Genomic DNA, 17,359 nt, shown 5'->3' with positions numbered 1-17,359 from the left:
CTCACACAGATTGTCTGATGAAAATGAGCAGTAAAACCTCTACAGGCTTGTAGCTCAGGTGGTTAGAGCGCACCCCTGATAAGGGTGAGGTCGGTGGTTCAAGTCCACTCAGGCCTACCAAATTTGCACGGCAAATTTGAAGAGGTTTTAACTACATGTTATGGGGCTATAGCTCAGCTGGGAGAGCGCCTGCTTTGCACGCAGGAGGTCTGCGGTTCGATCCCGCATAGCTCCACCATCTCTGTAGTGATTAAATAAAAAATACTTCAGAGTGTACCTGCAAAGGTTCACTGCGAAGTTTTGCTCTTTAAAAATCTGGATCAAGCTGAAAATTGAAACACTGAACAACGAAAGTTGTTCGTGAGTCTCTCAAATTTTCGCAACACGATGATGAATCGAAAGAAACATCTTCGGGTTGTGAGGTTAAGCGACTAAGCGTACACGGTGGATGCCCTGGCAGTCAGAGGCGATGAAGGACGTGCTAATCTGCGATAAGCGTCGGTAAGGTGATATGAACCGTTATAACCGGCGATTTCCGAATGGGGAAACCCAGTGTGATTCGTCACACTATCATTAACTGAATCCATAGGTTAATGAGGCGAACCGGGGGAACTGAAACATCTAAGTACCCCGAGGAAAAGAAATCAACCGAGATTCCCCCAGTAGCGGCGAGCGAACGGGGAGCAGCCCAGAGCCTGAATCAGTGTGTGTGTTAGTGGAAGCGTCTGGAAAGGCGCGCGATACAGGGTGACAGCCCCGTACACAAAAATGCACATGCTGTGAGCTCGATGAGTAGGGCGGGACACGTGGTATCCTGTCTGAATATGGGGGGACCATCCTCCAAGGCTAAATACTCCTGACTGACCGATAGTGAACCAGTACCGTGAGGGAAAGGCGAAAAGAACCCCGGCGAGGGGAGTGAAAAAGAACCTGAAACCGTGTACGTACAAGCAGTGGGAGCACGCTTAGGCGTGTGACTGCGTACCTTTTGTATAATGGGTCAGCGACTTATATTCTGTAGCAAGGTTAACCGAATAGGGGAGCCGAAGGGAAACCGAGTCTTAACTGGGCGTTAAGTTGCAGGGTATAGACCCGAAACCCGGTGATCTAGCCATGGGCAGGTTGAAGGTTGGGTAACACTAACTGGAGGACCGAACCGACTAATGTTGAAAAATTAGCGGATGACTTGTGGCTGGGGGTGAAAGGCCAATCAAACCGGGAGATAGCTGGTTCTCCCCGAAAGCTATTTAGGTAGCGCCTCGTGAATTCATCTCCGGGGGTAGAGCACTGTTTCGGCAAGGGGGTCATCCCGACTTACCAACCCGATGCAAACTGCGAATACCGGAGAATGTTATCACGGGAGACACACGGCGGGTGCTAACGTCCGTCGTGAAGAGGGAAACAACCCAGACCGCCAGCTAAGGTCCCAAAGTCATGGTTAAGTGGGAAACGATGTGGGAAGGCCCAGACAGCCAGGATGTTGGCTTAGAAGCAGCCATCATTTAAAGAAAGCGTAATAGCTCACTGGTCGAGTCGGCCTGCGCGGAAGATGTAACGGGGCTAAACCATGCACCGAAGCTGCGGCAGCGACGCTGATGCGTTGTTGGGTAGGGGAGCGTTCTGTAAGCCTGCGAAGGTGTGCTGTGAGGCATGCTGGAGGTATCAGAAGTGCGAATGCTGACATAAGTAACGATAAAGCGGGTGAAAAGCCCGCTCGCCGGAAGACCAAGGGTTCCTGTCCAACGTTAATCGGGGCAGGGTGAGTCGACCCCTAAGGCGAGGCCGAAAGGCGTAGTCGATGGGAAACAGGTTAATATTCCTGTACTTGGTGTTACTGCGAAGGGGGGACGGAGAAGGCTATGTTGGCCGGGCGACGGTTGTCCCGGTTTAAGCGTGTAGGCTGGTTTTCCAGGCAAATCCGGAAAATCAAGGCTGAGGCGTGATGACGAGGCACTACGGTGCTGAAGCAACAAATGCCCTGCTTCCAGGAAAAGCCTCTAAGCATCAGGTAACATCAAATCGTACCCCAAACCGACACAGGTGGTCAGGTAGAGAATACCAAGGCGCTTGAGAGAACTCGGGTGAAGGAACTAGGCAAAATGGTGCCGTAACTTCGGGAGAAGGCACGCTGATATGTAGGTGAAGCGACTTGCTCGTGGAGCTGAAATCAGTCGAAGATACCAGCTGGCTGCAACTGTTTATTAAAAACACAGCACTGTGCAAACACGAAAGTGGACGTATACGGTGTGACGCCTGCCCGGTGCCGGAAGGTTAATTGATGGGGTTAGCGCAAGCGAAGCTCTTGATCGAAGCCCCGGTAAACGGCGGCCGTAACTATAACGGTCCTAAGGTAGCGAAATTCCTTGTCGGGTAAGTTCCGACCTGCACGAATGGCGTAATGATGGCCAGGCTGTCTCCACCCGAGACTCAGTGAAATTGAACTCGCTGTGAAGATGCAGTGTACCCGCGGCAAGACGGAAAGACCCCGTGAACCTTTACTATAGCTTGACACTGAACATTGAGCCTTGATGTGTAGGATAGGTGGGAGGCTTTGAAGTGTGGACGCCAGTCTGCATGGAGCCGACCTTGAAATACCACCCTTTAATGTTTGATGTTCTAACGTTGACCCGTAATCCGGGTTGCGGACAGTGTCTGGTGGGTAGTTTGACTGGGGCGGTCTCCTCCTAAAGAGTAACGGAGGAGCACGAAGGTTGGCTAATCCTGGTCGGACATCAGGAGGTTAGTGCAATGGCATAAGCCAGCTTGACTGCGAGCGTGACGGCGCGAGCAGGTGCGAAAGCAGGTCATAGTGATCCGGTGGTTCTGAATGGAAGGGCCATCGCTCAACGGATAAAAGGTACTCCGGGGATAACAGGCTGATACCGCCCAAGAGTTCATATCGACGGCGGTGTTTGGCACCTCGATGTCGGCTCATCACATCCTGGGGCTGAAGTAGGTCCCAAGGGTATGGCTGTTCGCCATTTAAAGTGGTACGCGAGCTGGGTTTAGAACGTCGTGAGACAGTTCGGTCCCTATCTGCCGTGGGCGCTGGAGAACTGAGGGGGGCTGCTCCTAGTACGAGAGGACCGGAGTGGACGCATCACTGGTGTTCGGGTTGTCATGCCAATGGCACTGCCCGGTAGCTAAATGCGGAAGAGATAAGTGCTGAAAGCATCTAAGCACGAAACTTGCCCCGAGATGAGTTCTCCCTGACTCCTTGAGAGTCCTGAAGGAACGTTGAAGACGACGACGTTGATAGGCCGGGTGTGTAAGCGCAGCGATGCGTTGAGCTAACCGGTACTAATGAACCGTGAGGCTTAACCTTACAACGCCGAAGATGTTTTGGCGGATTGAGAGAATTTCAGCTTTGATTCAGAGTCCGAAGGATTTTGCGCTGAGACAAGGCGGCAAATGAAGCGAAGGAAGGAGCATACTGAAGTATGTGACTGACTTTCGCGAATGCAGCCGACGCAGTATCAGCACAAAAGACACAGGACAGAGCACAGGAATTTGCCTGGCGGCAGTAGCGCGGTGGTCCCACCTGACCCCATGCCGAACTCAGAAGTGAAACGCCGTAGCGCCGATGGTAGTGTGGGGTCTCCCCATGCGAGAGTAGGGAACTGCCAGGCATCAAATTAAGCAGTAAGCCGGTCATAAAACCGGTGGTTGTAAAAGAATTCGGTGGAGCGGTAGTTCAGTCGGTTAGAATACCTGCCTGTCACGCAGGGGGTCGCGGGTTCGAGTCCCGTCCGTTCCGCCACTTATTAAGAAGCCTCGAGTTAACGCTCGAGGTTTTTTTTCGTCTGTATATCTATTATTGCCAGAATCGCAAAAATCCTCTGCATTTTACGCTCTTTTTCCTCAACAGTCTGAAGCCCATAATCACCTCAGTTAACGAAAATAGCATTAAAAGAGGCATATTATGGCTATCCCTGCATTTGGTTTAGGTACTTTCCGTCTGAAAGACGACGTTGTTATTTCATCTGTGAAAACGGCGCTTGAACTTGGTTATCGCGCAATTGATACTGCACAAATCTATGATAACGAAGCCGCAGTAGGTCAGGCGATTGCAGAAAGTGGCGTGCCACGTCATGAACTCTACATCACCACTAAAATCTGGATTGAAAATCTCAGCAAAGACAAATTGATCCCGAGTCTGAAAGAGAGCCTGCAAAAATTGCGTACTGATTATGTTGATCTGACTCTAATCCACTGGCCGTCACCAAACGATGAAGTCTCTGTTGAAGAGTTTATGCAGGCGCTGCTGGAAGCCAAAAAAGAAGGGTTGACGCGTGAGATCGGTATTTCCAACTTCACGATCCCATTGATGGAAAAGGCGATTGCTGCTGTTGGCGCTGAAAACATCGCTACTAACCAGATTGAACTCTCTCCTTATCTGCAAAACCGTAAAGTGGTTGCCTGGGCTAAACAGCACGGCATCCATATTACTTCCTATATGACGCTGGCGTATGGTAAGGCCCTGAAAGATGAGGTTATTGCTCGTATCGCAGCTAAACACAATGCGACTCCGGCACAAGTGATTCTGGCGTGGGCTATGGGGGAAGGTTACTCAGTAATTCCTTCTTCTACTAAACGTAAAAACCTGGAAAGTAATCTTAAGGCACAAAATTTACAGCTTGATGCCGAAGATAAAAAAGCGATCGCCGCACTGGATTGCAACGACCGCCTGGTTAGCCCGGAAGGTCTGGCTCCTGAATGGGATTAAGCCTCTCTGACAGCTCCTCCGGGAGCTGTTTTTACATGCTCGCTAAGGAAATCGATAAAAGCCCGGATGCGCGTACTTACCGCACGGTCGCTGTAATAGACGGCACTGAATGGCATTTCCACTGGCAACACTTTATCTGCCATTAACTCCACCAATTCTCCGCGAGCGATTTCTTTGTCGATCATGTAGTCGGACAAACACGCAATCCCGTTGCCACTCAGGCAAAGCTGTTTCAGTGTTTCCCCACTATTGGATGACAAACCGTACTTCACCTCATGTAATTGTCCATCACTACAGGCTATCGGCCAGGTATTGAGGGAAGCGGGTTCAGTGAATCCCAGGCAAACATGTTGCTTTAAATCGTCGATCGTTTCTGGCTTCCCGTAGCGGGAAATATAATCGGGGGAGGCGATAATTTTTCGATAACTGTTAAATAACGGCCTGGCACGTAAGCTGGAATCCGTTAACGTACCAGCGCGTATCGCGACATCCACTTTTCTTTCGATCAAATTAATAATCGTTTCGGAGGAGACTAGCGACAAAGTGACTTCCGGATAGCGTTCACGGAAAGGCTTAATTAACGGCATCAGAAAGTGCAGCACCACTGGAGTTGCGGCATCGATCCGTAACAGTCCACGCGGTGTATTACGCGTCTCCATAATTTCTGATTCTGCCGCTGCCATCTCCTGCAAAATTGACTGTACGCGACGAAAATAACGCTCGCCTTCTTCCGTCAGGCTAAGTTGTCGCGTGGTCCGATTAAGCAGGCTAACGCCAAGTTTCATCTCCAGCTTTTTCACCGCCCGGCTTACCGCTGAGTTTGCTTGCCCTAATTGTTCCGCTGCCCGGCTAAAGCTGCCGCTTTCGACGACCGAAACAAAAATGGCGAGTTCTTCCGACGTGGCTTTCATTTTTGCTCCTGTTGCAAAATAGAAGAGATATTTTGAATTTATTTGTCATTAAACCATCAGGATGCGTGATATGTCATGCGATTTAATGTTCTCCATAATGAGCAAAATTCTGACCGGTGTAAGCACTTGCTTACATAACAATATACAATTGCTCGTTGAAAGAGTGAGCTAAAATCCCTATAACAGTAGAACCCTCCCGAGTGCGGAAGGGTTGACGTAATAGAGGTTTCAAAGTCAAAAGTGCGAAAAAACACCTATGCCATGCGCTATGTTGCCGGACAACCTGCGGAAAGGATCTTACCGCCGGGGTCTTTTGCGAGCATCGGCCAGGCATTACCACCTGGGGAACCGTTAAGTACCGAAGAGCGTATTCGGATCCTGGTGTGGAACATATACAAACAGCAACGCGCTGAATGGTTGTCGGTATTAAAGAACTACGGCAAAGATGCACATCTGGTGTTATTGCAGGAAGCGCAGACAACGCCAGAGTTAGTACAGTTTGCGACCGCTAACTATCTTGCCGCCGATCAGGTACCCGCTTTCGTGCTGCCACAACATCCTTCTGGCGTAATGACCCTTTCGGCGGCACATCCAGTGTATTGCTGCCCGTTACGTGAACGAGAACCCATTTTGCGTCTGGCGAAGTCGGCACTGGTGACGGTCTATCCATTACCTGACACCCGCCTGTTGATGGTGGTTAATATACACGCCGTCAACTTCAGTCTGGGCGTGGATGTCTATAGTAAGCAGTTACTTCCTATTGGTGATCAGATAGCTCACCACAGCGGCCCGGTCATTATGGCGGGAGATTTCAATGCCTGGAGCCGTAGAAGGATGAACGCGTTATATCGCTTTGCGCGGGAAATGTCGCTGCGCCAGGTGCGTTTTACCGATGATCAGCGCCGTCGGGCGTTTGGTCGCCCGCTCGATTTTGTTTTCTACCGTGGTCTGAACGTCAGTGAAGCTTCTGTACTGGTTACGCGCGCTTCCGATCACAATCCGCTACTCGTTGAATTCAGTCCCGGCAAGCCTGATAAATAAGGTATGTCAGGTCTGCCACAGGGCAGACCAACGTTTGTCGCTGCGCAAAACGTGAGCACGGTGGTGGCGTATGACTTATCTGCCCACATGCTGGATGTCGTGGCACAAGCTGCCGAAGTCCGGCAACTGAAAAATATCACCACCCGCCAGGGTTATGCCGAAAGTCTGCCATTTGCCGATAACGCATTTGATATTGTTATCAGCCGTTATTCTGCCCATCACTGGCATGATGTTGGTGCAGCACTGCGTGAAGTGAACCGGATATTGAAACCTGGCGGTAGGCTGATTGTGATGGACGTAATGTCTCCGGGCCACCCAGTGCGCGACATCTGGTTACAGACGGTAGAAGCATTACGCGATACCTCTCACGTACGAAACTACGCCAGCGGTGAGTGGTTGACGTTAATCAATGAAGCCAATCTGATAGTTGATAATTTAATTACAGATAAGTTACCGCTGGAATTTTCTTCATGGGTCGTGAGAATGCGTACGCCAGAAGCGTTAGTAGACGCTATTCGCATTTACCAACAGAGCGCATCGACAGAGGTGAGAACGTATTTTTCCTTGCAGACTGATGGCTCTTTCACCAGTGATATCATCATGGTAGAAGCACATAAAGCGGCATAAATAAAAAAGGCACCGGGGGAATCGGTGCCTTTTTATTATCTGGTTTGTCAGGAATCTGGCATGTTGTTGTTTTTCACAAACAACGTCAGCTTGTCGCCTGGTTGCAGATTCGCAGTGTCGCTGTTCCAGCGCATCACATCTTTGATGTTCACGCCGTGGCGTTTAGCAATGCTTGAAAGCGAATCGCCTTTGCGCACACGATACGTAATGCTATCGCTGTTGTTTGCCAACCGCTGTGCGCTACTGCCTGCACCAATCGTCAAACTTTGGCCTGGCTTCAGCTTAGATCCGCGCAGTTTGTTCCACTGCTGCAAATCTTTGGTGCTTACGCCGAGACGTGAAGCGATGCTTGAAAGCGTGTCGCCAGAGCGTACGGTGTAAACACGGCTGTTAAGCGGCGTATTGTCGGCAACCAGCGTCGACTGTACAGCAGCAATTTCGCCTGAAGCGAGAGATTCACGCAGTTGATCTGCATGCTTCTTTGGCACCATCACGTACTGCGGCCCACTTGCGCCCAGCGTGGAGCCTTTCACGCCAGCGTTGAATGTCTTCAGCTTGCTGACGGAAATCCCCGCCATATCTGCAACCTTCGCCATTTCAACCGGGCTACTCAGGTGCACACGCGCCAGAGCACGGCTTTCATCGGTCGTTGGCAGACGTACGCCATAACGCTTGCTGTTTTTGAGAATATCACTCAATGCCAGCATTTTAGGCACGTACTGCTTCGTTTCCTGCGGCAACGGTAACGACCAGAAGTCCGTGGATTTCCCACGCGCTTTGTTCGTTTTAATTGCCTTCATGACCCGACCTTCGCCGCTGTTATAAGCCGCTACGGTCAGAAGCCAGTCGCCGTCAAACATTTTGTTCAGACGCTGCATCATATTCAGCGCGGCAGTTGTTGAAGCAACAACATCGCGACGCGCGTCATAATTGCGGGTCTGTTTCAAACCATAATTGCGCCCCGTGCTCGGAATGATCTGCCAGATGCCTGCGGCATTGGCGCCAGACGTTGCGTGAGGATCAAAAGCGCTCTCCACTATGGGTAGTAGTACCAGTTCCATAGGCATGTTACGTTTTTTAACTTGCCCGGCTATCCAGTACATATACGGCTCTGCCCGTAAAGTTACATCGTGGAGATAGCTCTTATTGCGTAAATATTTCTGTTTCTGTTCGCGAATCCGGTCATTTTCCGGAATTCCCATCTTTAGCTCGTCGCCAATGAAAGCCCACAAGTCACCATCTGGCGCGATAGACGTCCCATCGTCCATCCATCGTGCCTGACTTGTAAACTTTGCTGCTTCCCCTTGACCAGCTGCAGAAAGGCTCTGTGCGTGCTGTTGAACGTTGCCGGTACTTTGGCAACCCACGAGCAGGACAGAGGCGAGTAATATCGCTTTTGCCTTCATGTGTGTGTCAATAGTTGCTTAAAAGACGACCGATCATAACGGCGAACGGAGCCGATGACAAGAAAGTTTTATCAGAACCTATCTTTCTTTGACCTTAACCATGCAAAACGTTCTTCAGGTTGTTGCAATAATGTTTCTTCATTAATTACATTAATTAAATCAATATCTTCTGTTCTTAAAAAAACATTAATTTGCCGCTCATTTTTCAGAATTACGGGTAGTGTTATTTGATTTTTTGCCCGTAACTCCTTAACTTTACGATAATAATCATTTATGGACAAATCGTGCGGAAGAATACTCAAAGCAAACTTCATATTTGATAACGTATATTCATGAGCACAACATACCAATGTATCGTCAGGTAACGCACTTAACTTTTTAAGTGATTGATACATTTGTGATGGTGTCCCTTCAAACAACCGACCACACCCACCAGAAAACAGCGTGTCGCCGCAAAATAGATAAGGTTTGCTGAAGTAACAGATATGTCCTAAAGTGTGACCCGGTGTGGCAATTACACTAAATTCATGCCCTAAAACGAAGGCAGTTTCGCCATCTTTGACTACCTGTGTTGTTCCCTTATCTTGTGTCTCTTGTGGACCATACACCACAATTTGCGGAAACTTTTCCACCAGTTCTTTTACGCCGCCAACGTGATCGTGGTGATGGTGGGTGAGAAATATGGCCTCTGGTTGCCAGTTATTGGCGGCAATGGCGTTTAATACTGGCTCTGCGTCTCCGGGATCGACAATCAGGCAGCGACCTGCTTCATCATTCAAAACCCAGATGTAATTGTCATCAAAGGCGGGAATACTGTTAAGATTCATAGATTACCTCTCAGTGTGAAACGGAAGGTTGTGATGAAACCGGCAAGAGTCCCTCAAACTGTCGTGGCTCCTGATTGCTGGGGCGATTTGCCCTGGGGAGAGCTTTATCGCAAGGCGCTGGAGCGCCAGCTCAACCCGTGGTTCACTAAAATGTATGGTTTTCATCTGCTTAAGATTGGCAATTTAAGCGCAGAAATCAATTGCGAAGCGTGCGCGGTTTCTCATCAAGTGAATGTTTCTGCGCAAGGAATGCCCGTCCAGGTACAGGCGGACCCACTTCATCTTCCTTTTGCCGATAAATCCGTTGATGTTTGTCTACTGGCACATACATTGCCGTGGTGCACCGATCCGCATCGTTTATTGCGTGAAGCCGATCGGGTATTGATTGATGATGGCTGGCTGGTCATTAGTGGCTTCAATCCCATCAGTTTAATGGGATTACGCAAACTTGTGCCGGTATTGCGCAAAACCTCGCCCTATAACAGCCGGATGTTTACTCTGATGCGGCAGCTGGACTGGCTCTCTTTGTTGAATTTTGAAGTGCTACACGCCAGCCGTTTCCACGTTCTCCCGTGGAACAAACACGGAGGAAAACTATTGAATGCGCATATTCCTGCGCTTGGTTGCTTACAACTTATTGTTGCCCGGAAACGGACTATTCCTTTAACGCTAAATCCGATGAAACAGAGTAAAAACAAGCCACGAATTCGCCAGGCGGTTGGAGCCACCCGGCAATGTCGTAAACCACAGGCTTAAACTTCAACTTGGTAGCCTGTATCTTCCAGTGTGGGATTCATCGCCGCGGCACGAGCCAGTTCATCACAGCGTTCGTTTTCCGGGTGTCCGGCATGGCCTTTAACCCATTCCCATTTGATTTGATGTTGCCCTAGGGCAGCATCAAGACGTTGCCAGAGATCGACATTTTTTACTGGTTTTTTGTCTGCGGTTTTCCAGCCACGTTTTTTCCAGTTATGGATCCACTGGGTGATACCCTGGCGGACATACTGGCTGTCGGTACTCAAAATGACTTCGCAATGTTCTTTTAACGCCTCCAGCGCGACAATAGCGGCCATCAACTCCATACGGTTGTTGGTGGTGCGGGTGTAGCCTGCGCTAAAGGTTTTCTCGCGTCCGCGATAGCGTAAAATAGCGCCGTAACCCCCAGGTCCTGGATTGCCCAGACACGAACCATCGGTGAAAATTTCTACCTGTTTAAGCATCTCTGGTAGACTTCCTGTAATTGAATCGAACTGTAAAACGATAAGTCTGACATAAATGACCGCTATGAGCACTGCAATTACACGCCAGATCGTTCTCGATACCGAAACCACCGGTATGAACCAGATTGGTGCGCACTATGAAGGCCACAAGATCATTGAGATTGGTGCCGTTGAAGTGGTGAACCGTCGCCTGACGGGCAATAACTTCCATGTTTATCTCAAACCCGATCGGCTGGTGGATCCGGAAGCCTTTGGCGTACATGGTATTGCCGATGAATTTTTGCTCGATAAGCCCACGTTTGCCGAAGTAGCCGATGAGTTCATGGACTATATCCGCGGCGCGGAGTTGGTGATCCATAACGCAGCGTTCGATATCGGCTTTATGGACTACGAGTTTTCGTTGCTTAAGCGCGATATTCCGAAGACCAATACCTTCTGTAAGGTCACCGATAGCCTTGCGGTGGCGAGGAAAATGTTTCCTGGTAAGCGCAACAGCCTCGATGCGTTATGTGCCCGCTACGAAATAGATAACAGTAAACGAACGCTACACGGGGCATTACTCGATGCCCAGATCCTTGCGGAAGTTTATCTGGCGATGACCGGTGGTCAAACGTCGATGGCTTTTGCGATGGAAGGAGAGACACAACAGCAACAAGGTGAAGCAACAATTCAGCGCATTGTACGTCAGGCAAGTAAGTTACGCGTTGTTTTTGCGACAGATGACGAGCTTGCAGCACATGAAGCCCGTCTTGATCTGGTGCAGAAGAAGGGCGGAAGCTGCCTCTGGCGGGCATAAATACCTGTAAAAGGCGCTAAAAATAGCGACTTGGGCGATTTTTGCAGCAAACGATTCAAAAGATGAGAAAAACCGTTGACGAAGGTCGAGGCAATCCGTAATATTCGCCTCGTTCCCAACGGAACACAACGCGGAGCGGTAGTTCAGTCGGTTAGAATACCTGCCTGTCACGCAGGGGGTCGCGGGTTCGAGTCCCGTCCGTTCCGCCAAATTCACTCATGAAAATGAGTTCAGAGAACCGCAAGATTTTTAATTTTGCGGTTTTTTTGCATTTAAATCCCGCTATTTCTTCGGTCTATGGTTTTGTTATGCTGTAAATGTGTTAATCACATATGGTAGACCATATCATTAATATTTAATCATACTATCGAATCATTCAATTTAAATATATTTGAATGTTATGATTTTCATTTTTCTATTGATTTAATGAATTTATATATACTGTTATTTTTGTTTGTTCTGATTCAAGTGGAGTATATAATTAAAAATCGTTAGCTAAACATTACCATGATTATGACAGGCGAGGGAGTGTCCGATTATGAATTTAAGAAGGGTTTGTTGTATATGTGTATTATTCTCGCTGCTTGCAGGATGTGCCTCTGAATCTTCTATTGATGAAAAGAAGAAAAAAGCTCAAGTCACACAAAGTAATATTAATAAAAACACTCCCCAGCAACTGACAGACAAAGATTTATTCGGTAATGAAACCACTCTGGCCGTATCCGAAGAGGATATTCAAGCTGCGCTTGATGGAGATGAGTTCCGCGTTCCCCTTAATTCTCCTGTAATACTTGTTCAATCCGGCAACCGCGCACCGGAAACCATTATGCAGGAGGAGATGCGAAAATATTATACTGTTTCCACATTCTCTGGTATCCCGGACAGGCAAAAGCCTCTGACTTGTAACAAAAACAAAGATAAAAATGAGAACGAGGATGTTGCCAGTGCTGAGAATATGAACTGGATGCAGGCACTGCGTTTTGTGGCTGCAAAAGGGCATCAGAAAGCGATTATTGTTTTCCAGGATACGTTGCAGACAGGAAAATATGACTCTGGATTGAAATCAATAGTTTGGTCAGATTATAAAAATCAAAAATTGACTGACACGATGTCACTGCGCTATCTGGTACGATTCACGCTGGTGGATGTAGCTACAGGTGAGTGGGCTGCCTGGTCGCCGGTGAATTATGAATATAAAGTGCTTCCACCATTGCCCGACAAGAATGAAGCCAGTACGACTGATATGACAGAGCAGCAAATCATGCAACTTAAGCAAAAGACCTATAAAGCGATGGTAAAAGATTTGGTTAACCGCTATCAATAATAAATTATATCTGCCGCCAGGAATTTCTGGCGGAAATAATACAAAATTCTTTGCATAAGAAATTTTTCTTGACAAAGACAGTGCAAGAAAGGACATGGAATCCGGAGTTAAAAACTGTTTGTTTTAGAATATTTAATTATTTAACTACTGAATCTTCCTTGCGAGAAATATATTCATTATTACATTTCATGCCATTTTTAATATAGATTGCTCCTGGGAAAATTCCCGTATTATTACCGCAGGGGTGATAATTAGCATTGACATATCCTGTGACAAAAGGAGCTATTAAAGGTGCTATTACGATAGCTATTAGTAAAAATATAAGAGTTAGCTGTATTGTTATGTCTGTGGCGAAATTGACTACCTTCGTTTTTTTGATTAAGAATGATTTTATTATCGTAAGTAAAATTACATGAACATTTAAAAAGGAAAACGACATGAAACCAAAGCACAGAATCAACATTCTCCAATCATAAAATATTTCCGTGGAGCATTTTATTATTGAATATAGAGGTTTAACTCCGGTAAAAAACAAAGAAGCATTGAATGCAGGGAAAAATAATATGGCCATAAAAAACATCGAAAGAAACTCTTTTAATTTAACATGTAAACGCATGGTTAATCCTCATATCACGGGTGGAGTGTTAAGAACATACATAAATGGAGTCATGTTTTCCCTTTTCCATTTATCAAGTTCCTGTTGCCGTTTTAGTCTATCTCTAATTGCATATTTTAATTTTTCTGATAAATGGCATTGAGCATCGATTTCATTTAAAACAACTGTACACACTATCCCTGTCAGTAAAATTGCTCCTCCGACAAGAATTACTGGAAAGCCAAAGCTAACACAGGCAAAAGAAGCCAGGCTTCCAATAGCGGTTGCAACACCACCGGCTATAACTACTTTGGCCACATCCATTGAAAAATCGCCAAGAAAATTAACCAGATCTCGCTCTGAACTCATAATAAATTCTATGGTTCTCCAGGCTACTGAAAACCAGATACAGAACTTAACTCCTTTTATTGATTCAGATAAAGCTCCTCGCCAGCCAATAGCGAGTTCCAGAACTTGAGGCGCTCGTGAAGAGAAAATATATTTACCGAGCTTTTCTAAAAGCCAGGGGCTGGATGTTGTGATTTTTATATATTTCTCTCCAAGTATTTCAAAGTAACTTGCTTTTGTATACTTTAAGGCATTAAGGTTAAATATAATTTTCCCATTGTCATCAAACTCAGTCATTAATTTACTCGCGTTAACTAACCAGGCGAGTGTATCTTTTATACCTGAAGGATGTGTAGTGATAAAATGAATGTAATCAAATGATGTTATTGGGCTGAGTATTTTTTTTGCAACATCAAGTGTCAAGAGAATAACATGATGAGTGTTCTGATGCCTTAACTCATCAATGAGTGGGACGTCGTTAAGATAAGGGTGCTGAGGTACTAGCTGGTTTATCGGCTGAGCCCCCCGAAGAATGTCACCCACATAATCAGCCCACTGTGCATTCTGTGTGTTGTTGTTATTCCTTAAACCAGCCATTTTATCTCTCCGCAATAGTAATTTATTATGTTATTACAGTAAGTTACTGTACACGATCCTGCCATTTACTCATTGCATTCGTACCGGCTAACGTATGCTCCCAGGAAATATCTTCATAAATAAAGGCAATTCTCTCCTGTGGTTCTAGTTCTTTTTCCAGGACAGCATGCGGTGTGACAAAATCAATACTTGATATTCGGGCTTTTGACAGATTTATTTTATAATAAGGCTGGTAAATACCCGCTTTACTGGTTCGGTAGAGTATAAATTCACATATTGCCATTTTTTCATTGTCACTAAGTGCTTTTGCCAGCAATGGTGAGGATTTATCAACCGGTTTGGTGATAATTAATTCATGATGATTGACATTTTGACTTCTTGAGATGGAATGCATTAACGCATAAACCATGATCTGATCGGTAATGACTCCAACTTATTGATAGTGTTTTATGTTCAGATAATGCCCGATGACTTTGTCATGCAGCTCCACCGATTTTGAGAACGACAGCGACTTCCGTCCCAGCCGTGCCAGGTGCTGCCTCAGATTCAGGTTATGCCGCTCAATTCGCTGCGTATATCGCTTGCTGATTACGTGCAGCTTTCCCTTCAGGCGGGATTCATACAGCGGCCAGCCATCCGTCATCCATATCACCACGTCAAAGGGTGACAGCAGGCTCATAAGACGCCCCAGCGTCGCCATAGTGCGTTCACCGAATACGTGCGCAACAACCGTCTTCCGGAGCCTGTCATACGCGTAAAACAGCCAGCGCTGGCGCGATTTAGCCCCGACATAGCCCCACTGTTCGTCCATTTCCGCGCAGACGATGACGTCACTGCCCGGCTGTATGCGCGAGGTTACCGACTGCGGCCTGAGTTTTTTAAGTGACGTAAAATCGTGTTGAGGCCAACGCCCATAATGCGGGCTGTTGCCCGGCATCCAACGCCATTCATGGCCATATCAATGATTTTCTGGTGCGTACCGGGTTGAGAAGCGGTGTAAGTGAACTGCAGTTGCCATGTTTTACGGCAGTGAGAGCAGAGATAGCGCTGATGTCCGGCGGTGCTTTTGCCGTTACGCACCACCCCGTCAGTAGCTGAACAGGAGGGACAGCTGATAGAAACAGAAGCCACTGGAGCACCTCAAAAACACCATCATACACTAAATCAGTAAGTTGGCAGCATCACCAATTATCGGATATTCTACTGTTGACTATTTGTGCCGTTATTTCTGGTGCAGAAGGTTGGGAAGATATAGAGGATTTTGGGGAAACACATCTCGATTTTTTGAAGCAATATGGTGATTTTGAAAATGGTATTCCTGTTCACGATACCATTGCCAGAGTTGTATCCTGTATCAGTCCTGCAAAATTTCACGAGTGCTTTATTAACTGGATGCGTGACTGCCATTCATCAAATGACAAAGACGTCATCGCGATTGATGGAAAAGCACTTCCACACTCCTATGATAAAAGTGGTCGCAGGAGAGCGGGCTTTCGTAGTCTTCCCCGACTCTCCCCAGCCCTAAACACAACCCCCACTCACCGCAACCTAAACTCATCCGCATCCTGCCATGCCGGAAACTTTTCTCTATATTCCCGCAATGCCATCATCGACAGCTCCGCATCAATGCGCGTTGCCTGATGCGCGTCGGCAGTAGCGATAATCTCGCCTTGTGGATTAATCACCCGGCTGTCACCGCGATAATGGCAGCCGTTGCCATCGCTGCCGACGCGATTGCATCCCGCCACATACGCCTGATTCTCAATCGCGCGGGCCGTCAGCAATGCCTGCCAGTGCAGAGAGCGCGGAGCAGGCCAGTTGGCGACGTACAGGGCGAGGTCATAATCGTTGAGATTGCGCGACCACACAGGAAAACGTAAGTCGTAGCACACCAGCGGCAAAATACGCCAGCCGCGCCATTCCACAATCACTCGCGCATTGCCCGCTTTATAATGTAGATGCTCATCTGCCATGCGGAACAGATGACGCTTATCATAAAAATGTACCGTGCCGCCCGGCTCAACCAGCAAAAAGCGGTTAACCGAACCAGACTCCGTTTGTAATGCAACACTGCCTGCAATCAGCGCATTGCACTGCTGCGCCTTAGCTGTCATCCAGTTCACTACGTCATCTTGTGCTAGCGACGAAGCTGCCGCTTCCATGGCAAAGCCGCTGGTAAACATCTCCGGTAGAACGATCACATCGCGCCCGGTAATACCTTCCAGTTGACGATCAAAATGACGCAGGTTGGCAGGACCATCCATCCACACCAGTGGTTGCTGCAAAAGCGTAATCTTCAAACCAGGCACGGTGTACAACTCCTTTATGCGAAGGGTTTTATAACTTTAACACCTTATCAGGCAGTTGCCTTAGCGCAGAATAAATTGATAACAAATGCTGATATTGGAAATATCTGATTTGCAAATTATCGTGTTATCGCCAGGCTTTAGGAGGTTAATAACATGGGCAGGATAAGCTCGGGAGGAATGATGTTTAAGGCAATAACGACAGTCGCCGCTCTGGTCATCGCCACCAGTGCAATGGCGCAGGATGATTTAACCATTAGCAGCCTTGCAAAGGGCGAAACCACCAAAGCTGCATTTAATCAGATGGTACAAGGGCATAAGCTGCCTGCCTGGGTGATGAAAGGCGGTACTTATACTCCCGCACAAACCGTAACGTTGGGAGATGAGACGTATCAGGTGATGAGCGCGTGCAAACCGCATGACTGTGGCTCGCAACGTATCGCTGTGATGTGGTCCGAGAAATCTAATCAGATGACGGGGCTGTTCTCGACTATTGATGAGAAAACGTCGCAAGAGAAACTCACCTGGCTGAATGTGAACGATGCGCTTTCGATTGATGGTAAAACGGTGTTGTTCGCGGCGTTGACCGGCAGCCTGGAAAACCATCCGGATGGCTTTAATTTTAAATAATTAGC

At 47.5% G+C, this 17,359-nt stretch carries 15 protein-coding genes, 4 tRNA genes, 2 rRNA genes and 2 pseudogenes; 14 read left to right on the top strand and 9 right to left on the bottom strand.

The genetic code is table 11. The annotated features are described in order from the left end of the window. Positions 1 to 43: 43 nt before the first annotated feature. From ACU8XX_RS19690 to dkgB, 6 genes are all read left to right on the top strand, one after another. Positions 44 to 120: transfer RNA gene (locus tag ACU8XX_RS19690), tRNA-Ile, on the top strand. Positions 121 to 162: 42 nt separating this feature from the next. Then, positions 163 to 238 (top strand) — tRNA-Ala (locus tag ACU8XX_RS19685). A 183-nt stretch (positions 239 to 421) separates the two neighbouring features. After that, positions 422 to 3,325: ribosomal RNA gene (locus ACU8XX_RS19680) — 23S ribosomal RNA — on the top strand. 188 nt (positions 3,326 to 3,513) lie between these two features. Then, positions 3,514 to 3,629 (top strand): 5S ribosomal RNA (gene rrf / locus ACU8XX_RS19675). 54 nt (positions 3,630 to 3,683) lie between these two features. Continuing rightward, positions 3,684 to 3,760: transfer RNA gene (locus ACU8XX_RS19670), tRNA-Asp, on the top strand. Between the two features lie 162 nt (positions 3,761 to 3,922). Then, positions 3,923 to 4,726, top strand: coding sequence for a 2,5-didehydrogluconate reductase DkgB (dkgB, locus tag ACU8XX_RS19665; RefSeq protein ID WP_000997033.1), 804 nt, complete (start codon positions 3,923 to 3,925; stop codon positions 4,724 to 4,726). Here dkgB and yafC read toward each other — a convergent pair. Then, positions 4,723 to 5,637, bottom strand: a complete 915-nt coding sequence (gene yafC, locus ACU8XX_RS19660; protein ID WP_000648577.1) for a DNA-binding transcriptional regulator YafC — start codon at positions 5,635 to 5,637, stop codon at positions 4,723 to 4,725. The two genes, dkgB and yafC, sit on opposite strands and share 4 nt — an antisense overlap. Positions 5,638 to 5,877: 240 nt before the next feature. On the opposite strand from yafC, the gene ACU8XX_RS19655 reads away from it, so the two are divergent. Next, positions 5,878 to 6,678 carry an endonuclease/exonuclease/phosphatase family protein gene (locus ACU8XX_RS19655; protein ID WP_001230983.1) on the top strand — a complete coding sequence of 267 codons (801 nt, stop codon included), beginning with the start codon at positions 5,878 to 5,880 and terminating at the stop codon, positions 6,676 to 6,678. Positions 6,679 to 6,681: 3 nt separating this feature from the next. Further along, positions 6,682 to 7,305, top strand: coding sequence for a class I SAM-dependent methyltransferase (locus ACU8XX_RS19650; RefSeq protein ID WP_000016012.1), 624 nt, complete (start codon positions 6,682 to 6,684; stop codon positions 7,303 to 7,305). Positions 7,306 to 7,352: 47 nt separating this feature from the next. Here ACU8XX_RS19650 and mltD read toward each other — a convergent pair whose 3' ends face one another. Both mltD and gloB read right to left on the bottom strand, forming a co-directional pair. Next, positions 7,353 to 8,711, bottom strand: a complete 1,359-nt coding sequence (gene mltD, locus ACU8XX_RS19645) for a murein transglycosylase D (protein WP_000644685.1) — start codon at positions 8,709 to 8,711, stop codon at positions 7,353 to 7,355. Positions 8,712 to 8,782: 71 nt separating this feature from the next. Continuing rightward, positions 8,783 to 9,538, bottom strand: coding sequence for a hydroxyacylglutathione hydrolase (gene gloB, locus ACU8XX_RS19640; protein WP_001052721.1), 756 nt, complete (start codon positions 9,536 to 9,538; stop codon positions 8,783 to 8,785). Positions 9,539 to 9,571: 33 nt separating this feature from the next. Here gloB and ACU8XX_RS19635 point away from each other — a divergent pair, with 33 nt between their 5' ends. After that, positions 9,572 to 10,294 (top strand): class I SAM-dependent methyltransferase, encoded by a 723-nt coding sequence (locus ACU8XX_RS19635; protein ID WP_001295200.1) that lies wholly within the window; start codon positions 9,572 to 9,574, stop codon positions 10,292 to 10,294. On the opposite strand, the gene rnhA is transcribed toward ACU8XX_RS19635, so the two are convergent. Beyond that, positions 10,291 to 10,758, bottom strand: coding sequence for a ribonuclease HI (rnhA, locus tag ACU8XX_RS19630; protein WP_000917883.1), 468 nt, complete (start codon positions 10,756 to 10,758; stop codon positions 10,291 to 10,293). The two genes, ACU8XX_RS19635 and rnhA, sit on opposite strands and share 4 nt — an antisense overlap. Positions 10,759 to 10,822: 64 nt before the next feature. Between rnhA and dnaQ the strand changes: the two genes are divergently transcribed. From dnaQ to ACU8XX_RS19615, 3 genes are all read left to right on the top strand, one after another. Next, positions 10,823 to 11,554, top strand: coding sequence for a DNA polymerase III subunit epsilon (gene dnaQ, locus ACU8XX_RS19625; RefSeq protein ID WP_001300756.1), 732 nt, complete (start codon positions 10,823 to 10,825; stop codon positions 11,552 to 11,554). 132 nt (positions 11,555 to 11,686) lie between these two features. Next, positions 11,687 to 11,763: transfer RNA gene (locus ACU8XX_RS19620), tRNA-Asp, on the top strand. Positions 11,764 to 12,092: 329 nt separating this feature from the next. Beyond that, on the top strand, positions 12,093 to 12,878 hold the full coding sequence (locus tag ACU8XX_RS19615) for a hypothetical protein (RefSeq protein WP_001053628.1): 786 nt from the start codon (positions 12,093 to 12,095) through the stop codon (positions 12,876 to 12,878). A gap of 136 nt (positions 12,879 to 13,014) precedes the next feature. Here ACU8XX_RS19615 and ykfM read toward each other — a convergent pair whose 3' ends face one another. From ykfM to ACU8XX_RS19595, 4 genes and pseudogenes are all read right to left on the bottom strand, one after another. Then, positions 13,015 to 13,494, bottom strand: a complete 480-nt coding sequence (gene ykfM / locus ACU8XX_RS19610) for a protein YkfM (RefSeq protein ID WP_016241900.1) — start codon at positions 13,492 to 13,494, stop codon at positions 13,015 to 13,017. Between the two features lie 9 nt (positions 13,495 to 13,503). Further along, positions 13,504 to 14,418: a hypothetical protein gene (locus ACU8XX_RS19605; protein ID WP_154311844.1), complete on the bottom strand. Its 915-nt coding sequence runs from the start codon at positions 14,416 to 14,418 to the stop codon at positions 13,504 to 13,506. Between the two features lie 43 nt (positions 14,419 to 14,461). Beyond that, a pseudogene (locus ACU8XX_RS19600) lies at positions 14,462 to 14,836 on the bottom strand (Hcp family type VI secretion system effector); the annotation flags it as partial. Positions 14,837 to 14,851: 15 nt separating this feature from the next. Then, positions 14,852 to 15,549 (bottom strand): IS1-like element IS1A family transposase gene (locus ACU8XX_RS19595; RefSeq protein ID WP_103215986.1). Its coding sequence is split into 2 segments (ribosomal slippage): positions 14,852 to 15,300 and positions 15,300 to 15,549, totalling 699 coding nucleotides; the frame shifts between segments, so codons are not numbered across the junction. 48 nt (positions 15,550 to 15,597) lie between these two features. Between ACU8XX_RS19595 and ACU8XX_RS19590 the strand changes: the two are divergent. After that, a pseudogene (locus ACU8XX_RS19590) lies at positions 15,598 to 15,906 on the top strand (ISAs1 family transposase); the annotation flags it as partial. Between the two features lie 50 nt (positions 15,907 to 15,956). Here ACU8XX_RS19590 and yafV read toward each other — a convergent pair. Further along, positions 15,957 to 16,727: a 2-oxoglutaramate amidase gene (gene yafV / locus ACU8XX_RS19585; protein ID WP_001118040.1), complete on the bottom strand. Its 771-nt coding sequence runs from the start codon at positions 16,725 to 16,727 to the stop codon at positions 15,957 to 15,959. 180 nt (positions 16,728 to 16,907) lie between these two features. On the opposite strand from yafV, the gene ivy reads away from it, so the two are divergent. Further along, positions 16,908 to 17,354 (top strand): Ivy family C-type lysozyme inhibitor, encoded by a 447-nt coding sequence (ivy, locus tag ACU8XX_RS19580; protein WP_001308392.1) that lies wholly within the window; start codon positions 16,908 to 16,910, stop codon positions 17,352 to 17,354. The last annotated feature ends 5 nt before the right edge of the window (positions 17,355 to 17,359 follow it).

It is taken from the genome of Escherichia sp. MAL-1, assembly GCF_052948035.1.
Note: the sequence above shows the minus strand (reverse complement) of the source record. Positions and strands in the feature narration are given on the sequence as shown.

Bases quoted from the DNA above. Each gene is read 5' to 3' on its own strand.
- dkgB (WP_000997033.1), top strand. From the start codon at position 3,923: ATGGCTATCCCTGCATTTGGTTTAGGTACTTTCCGTCTGAAAGACGAC.
- ACU8XX_RS19635 (WP_001295200.1), top strand. From the start codon at position 9,572: ATGAAACCGGCAAGAGTCCCTCAAACTGTCGTGGCTCCTGATTGCTGG.
- yafC (WP_000648577.1), bottom strand. From the start codon at position 5,637: ATGAAAGCCACGTCGGAAGAACTCGCCATTTTTGTTTCGGTCGTCGAA.
- mltD (WP_000644685.1), bottom strand. From the start codon at position 8,711: ATGAAGGCAAAAGCGATATTACTCGCCTCTGTCCTGCTCGTGGGTTGC.
- ACU8XX_RS19650 (WP_000016012.1), top strand. From the start codon at position 6,682: ATGTCAGGTCTGCCACAGGGCAGACCAACGTTTGTCGCTGCGCAAAAC.
- gloB (WP_001052721.1), bottom strand. From the start codon at position 9,538: ATGAATCTTAACAGTATTCCCGCCTTTGATGACAATTACATCTGGGTT.
- rnhA (WP_000917883.1), bottom strand. From the start codon at position 10,758: ATGCTTAAACAGGTAGAAATTTTCACCGATGGTTCGTGTCTGGGCAAT.
- ACU8XX_RS19615 (WP_001053628.1), top strand. From the start codon at position 12,093: ATGAATTTAAGAAGGGTTTGTTGTATATGTGTATTATTCTCGCTGCTT.
- ACU8XX_RS19605 (WP_154311844.1), bottom strand. From the start codon at position 14,418: ATGGCTGGTTTAAGGAATAACAACAACACACAGAATGCACAGTGGGCT.
- dnaQ (WP_001300756.1), top strand. From the start codon at position 10,823: ATGAGCACTGCAATTACACGCCAGATCGTTCTCGATACCGAAACCACC.
- ivy (WP_001308392.1), top strand. From the start codon at position 16,908: ATGTTTAAGGCAATAACGACAGTCGCCGCTCTGGTCATCGCCACCAGT.
- ykfM (WP_016241900.1), bottom strand. From the start codon at position 13,494: ATGCGTTTACATGTTAAATTAAAAGAGTTTCTTTCGATGTTTTTTATG.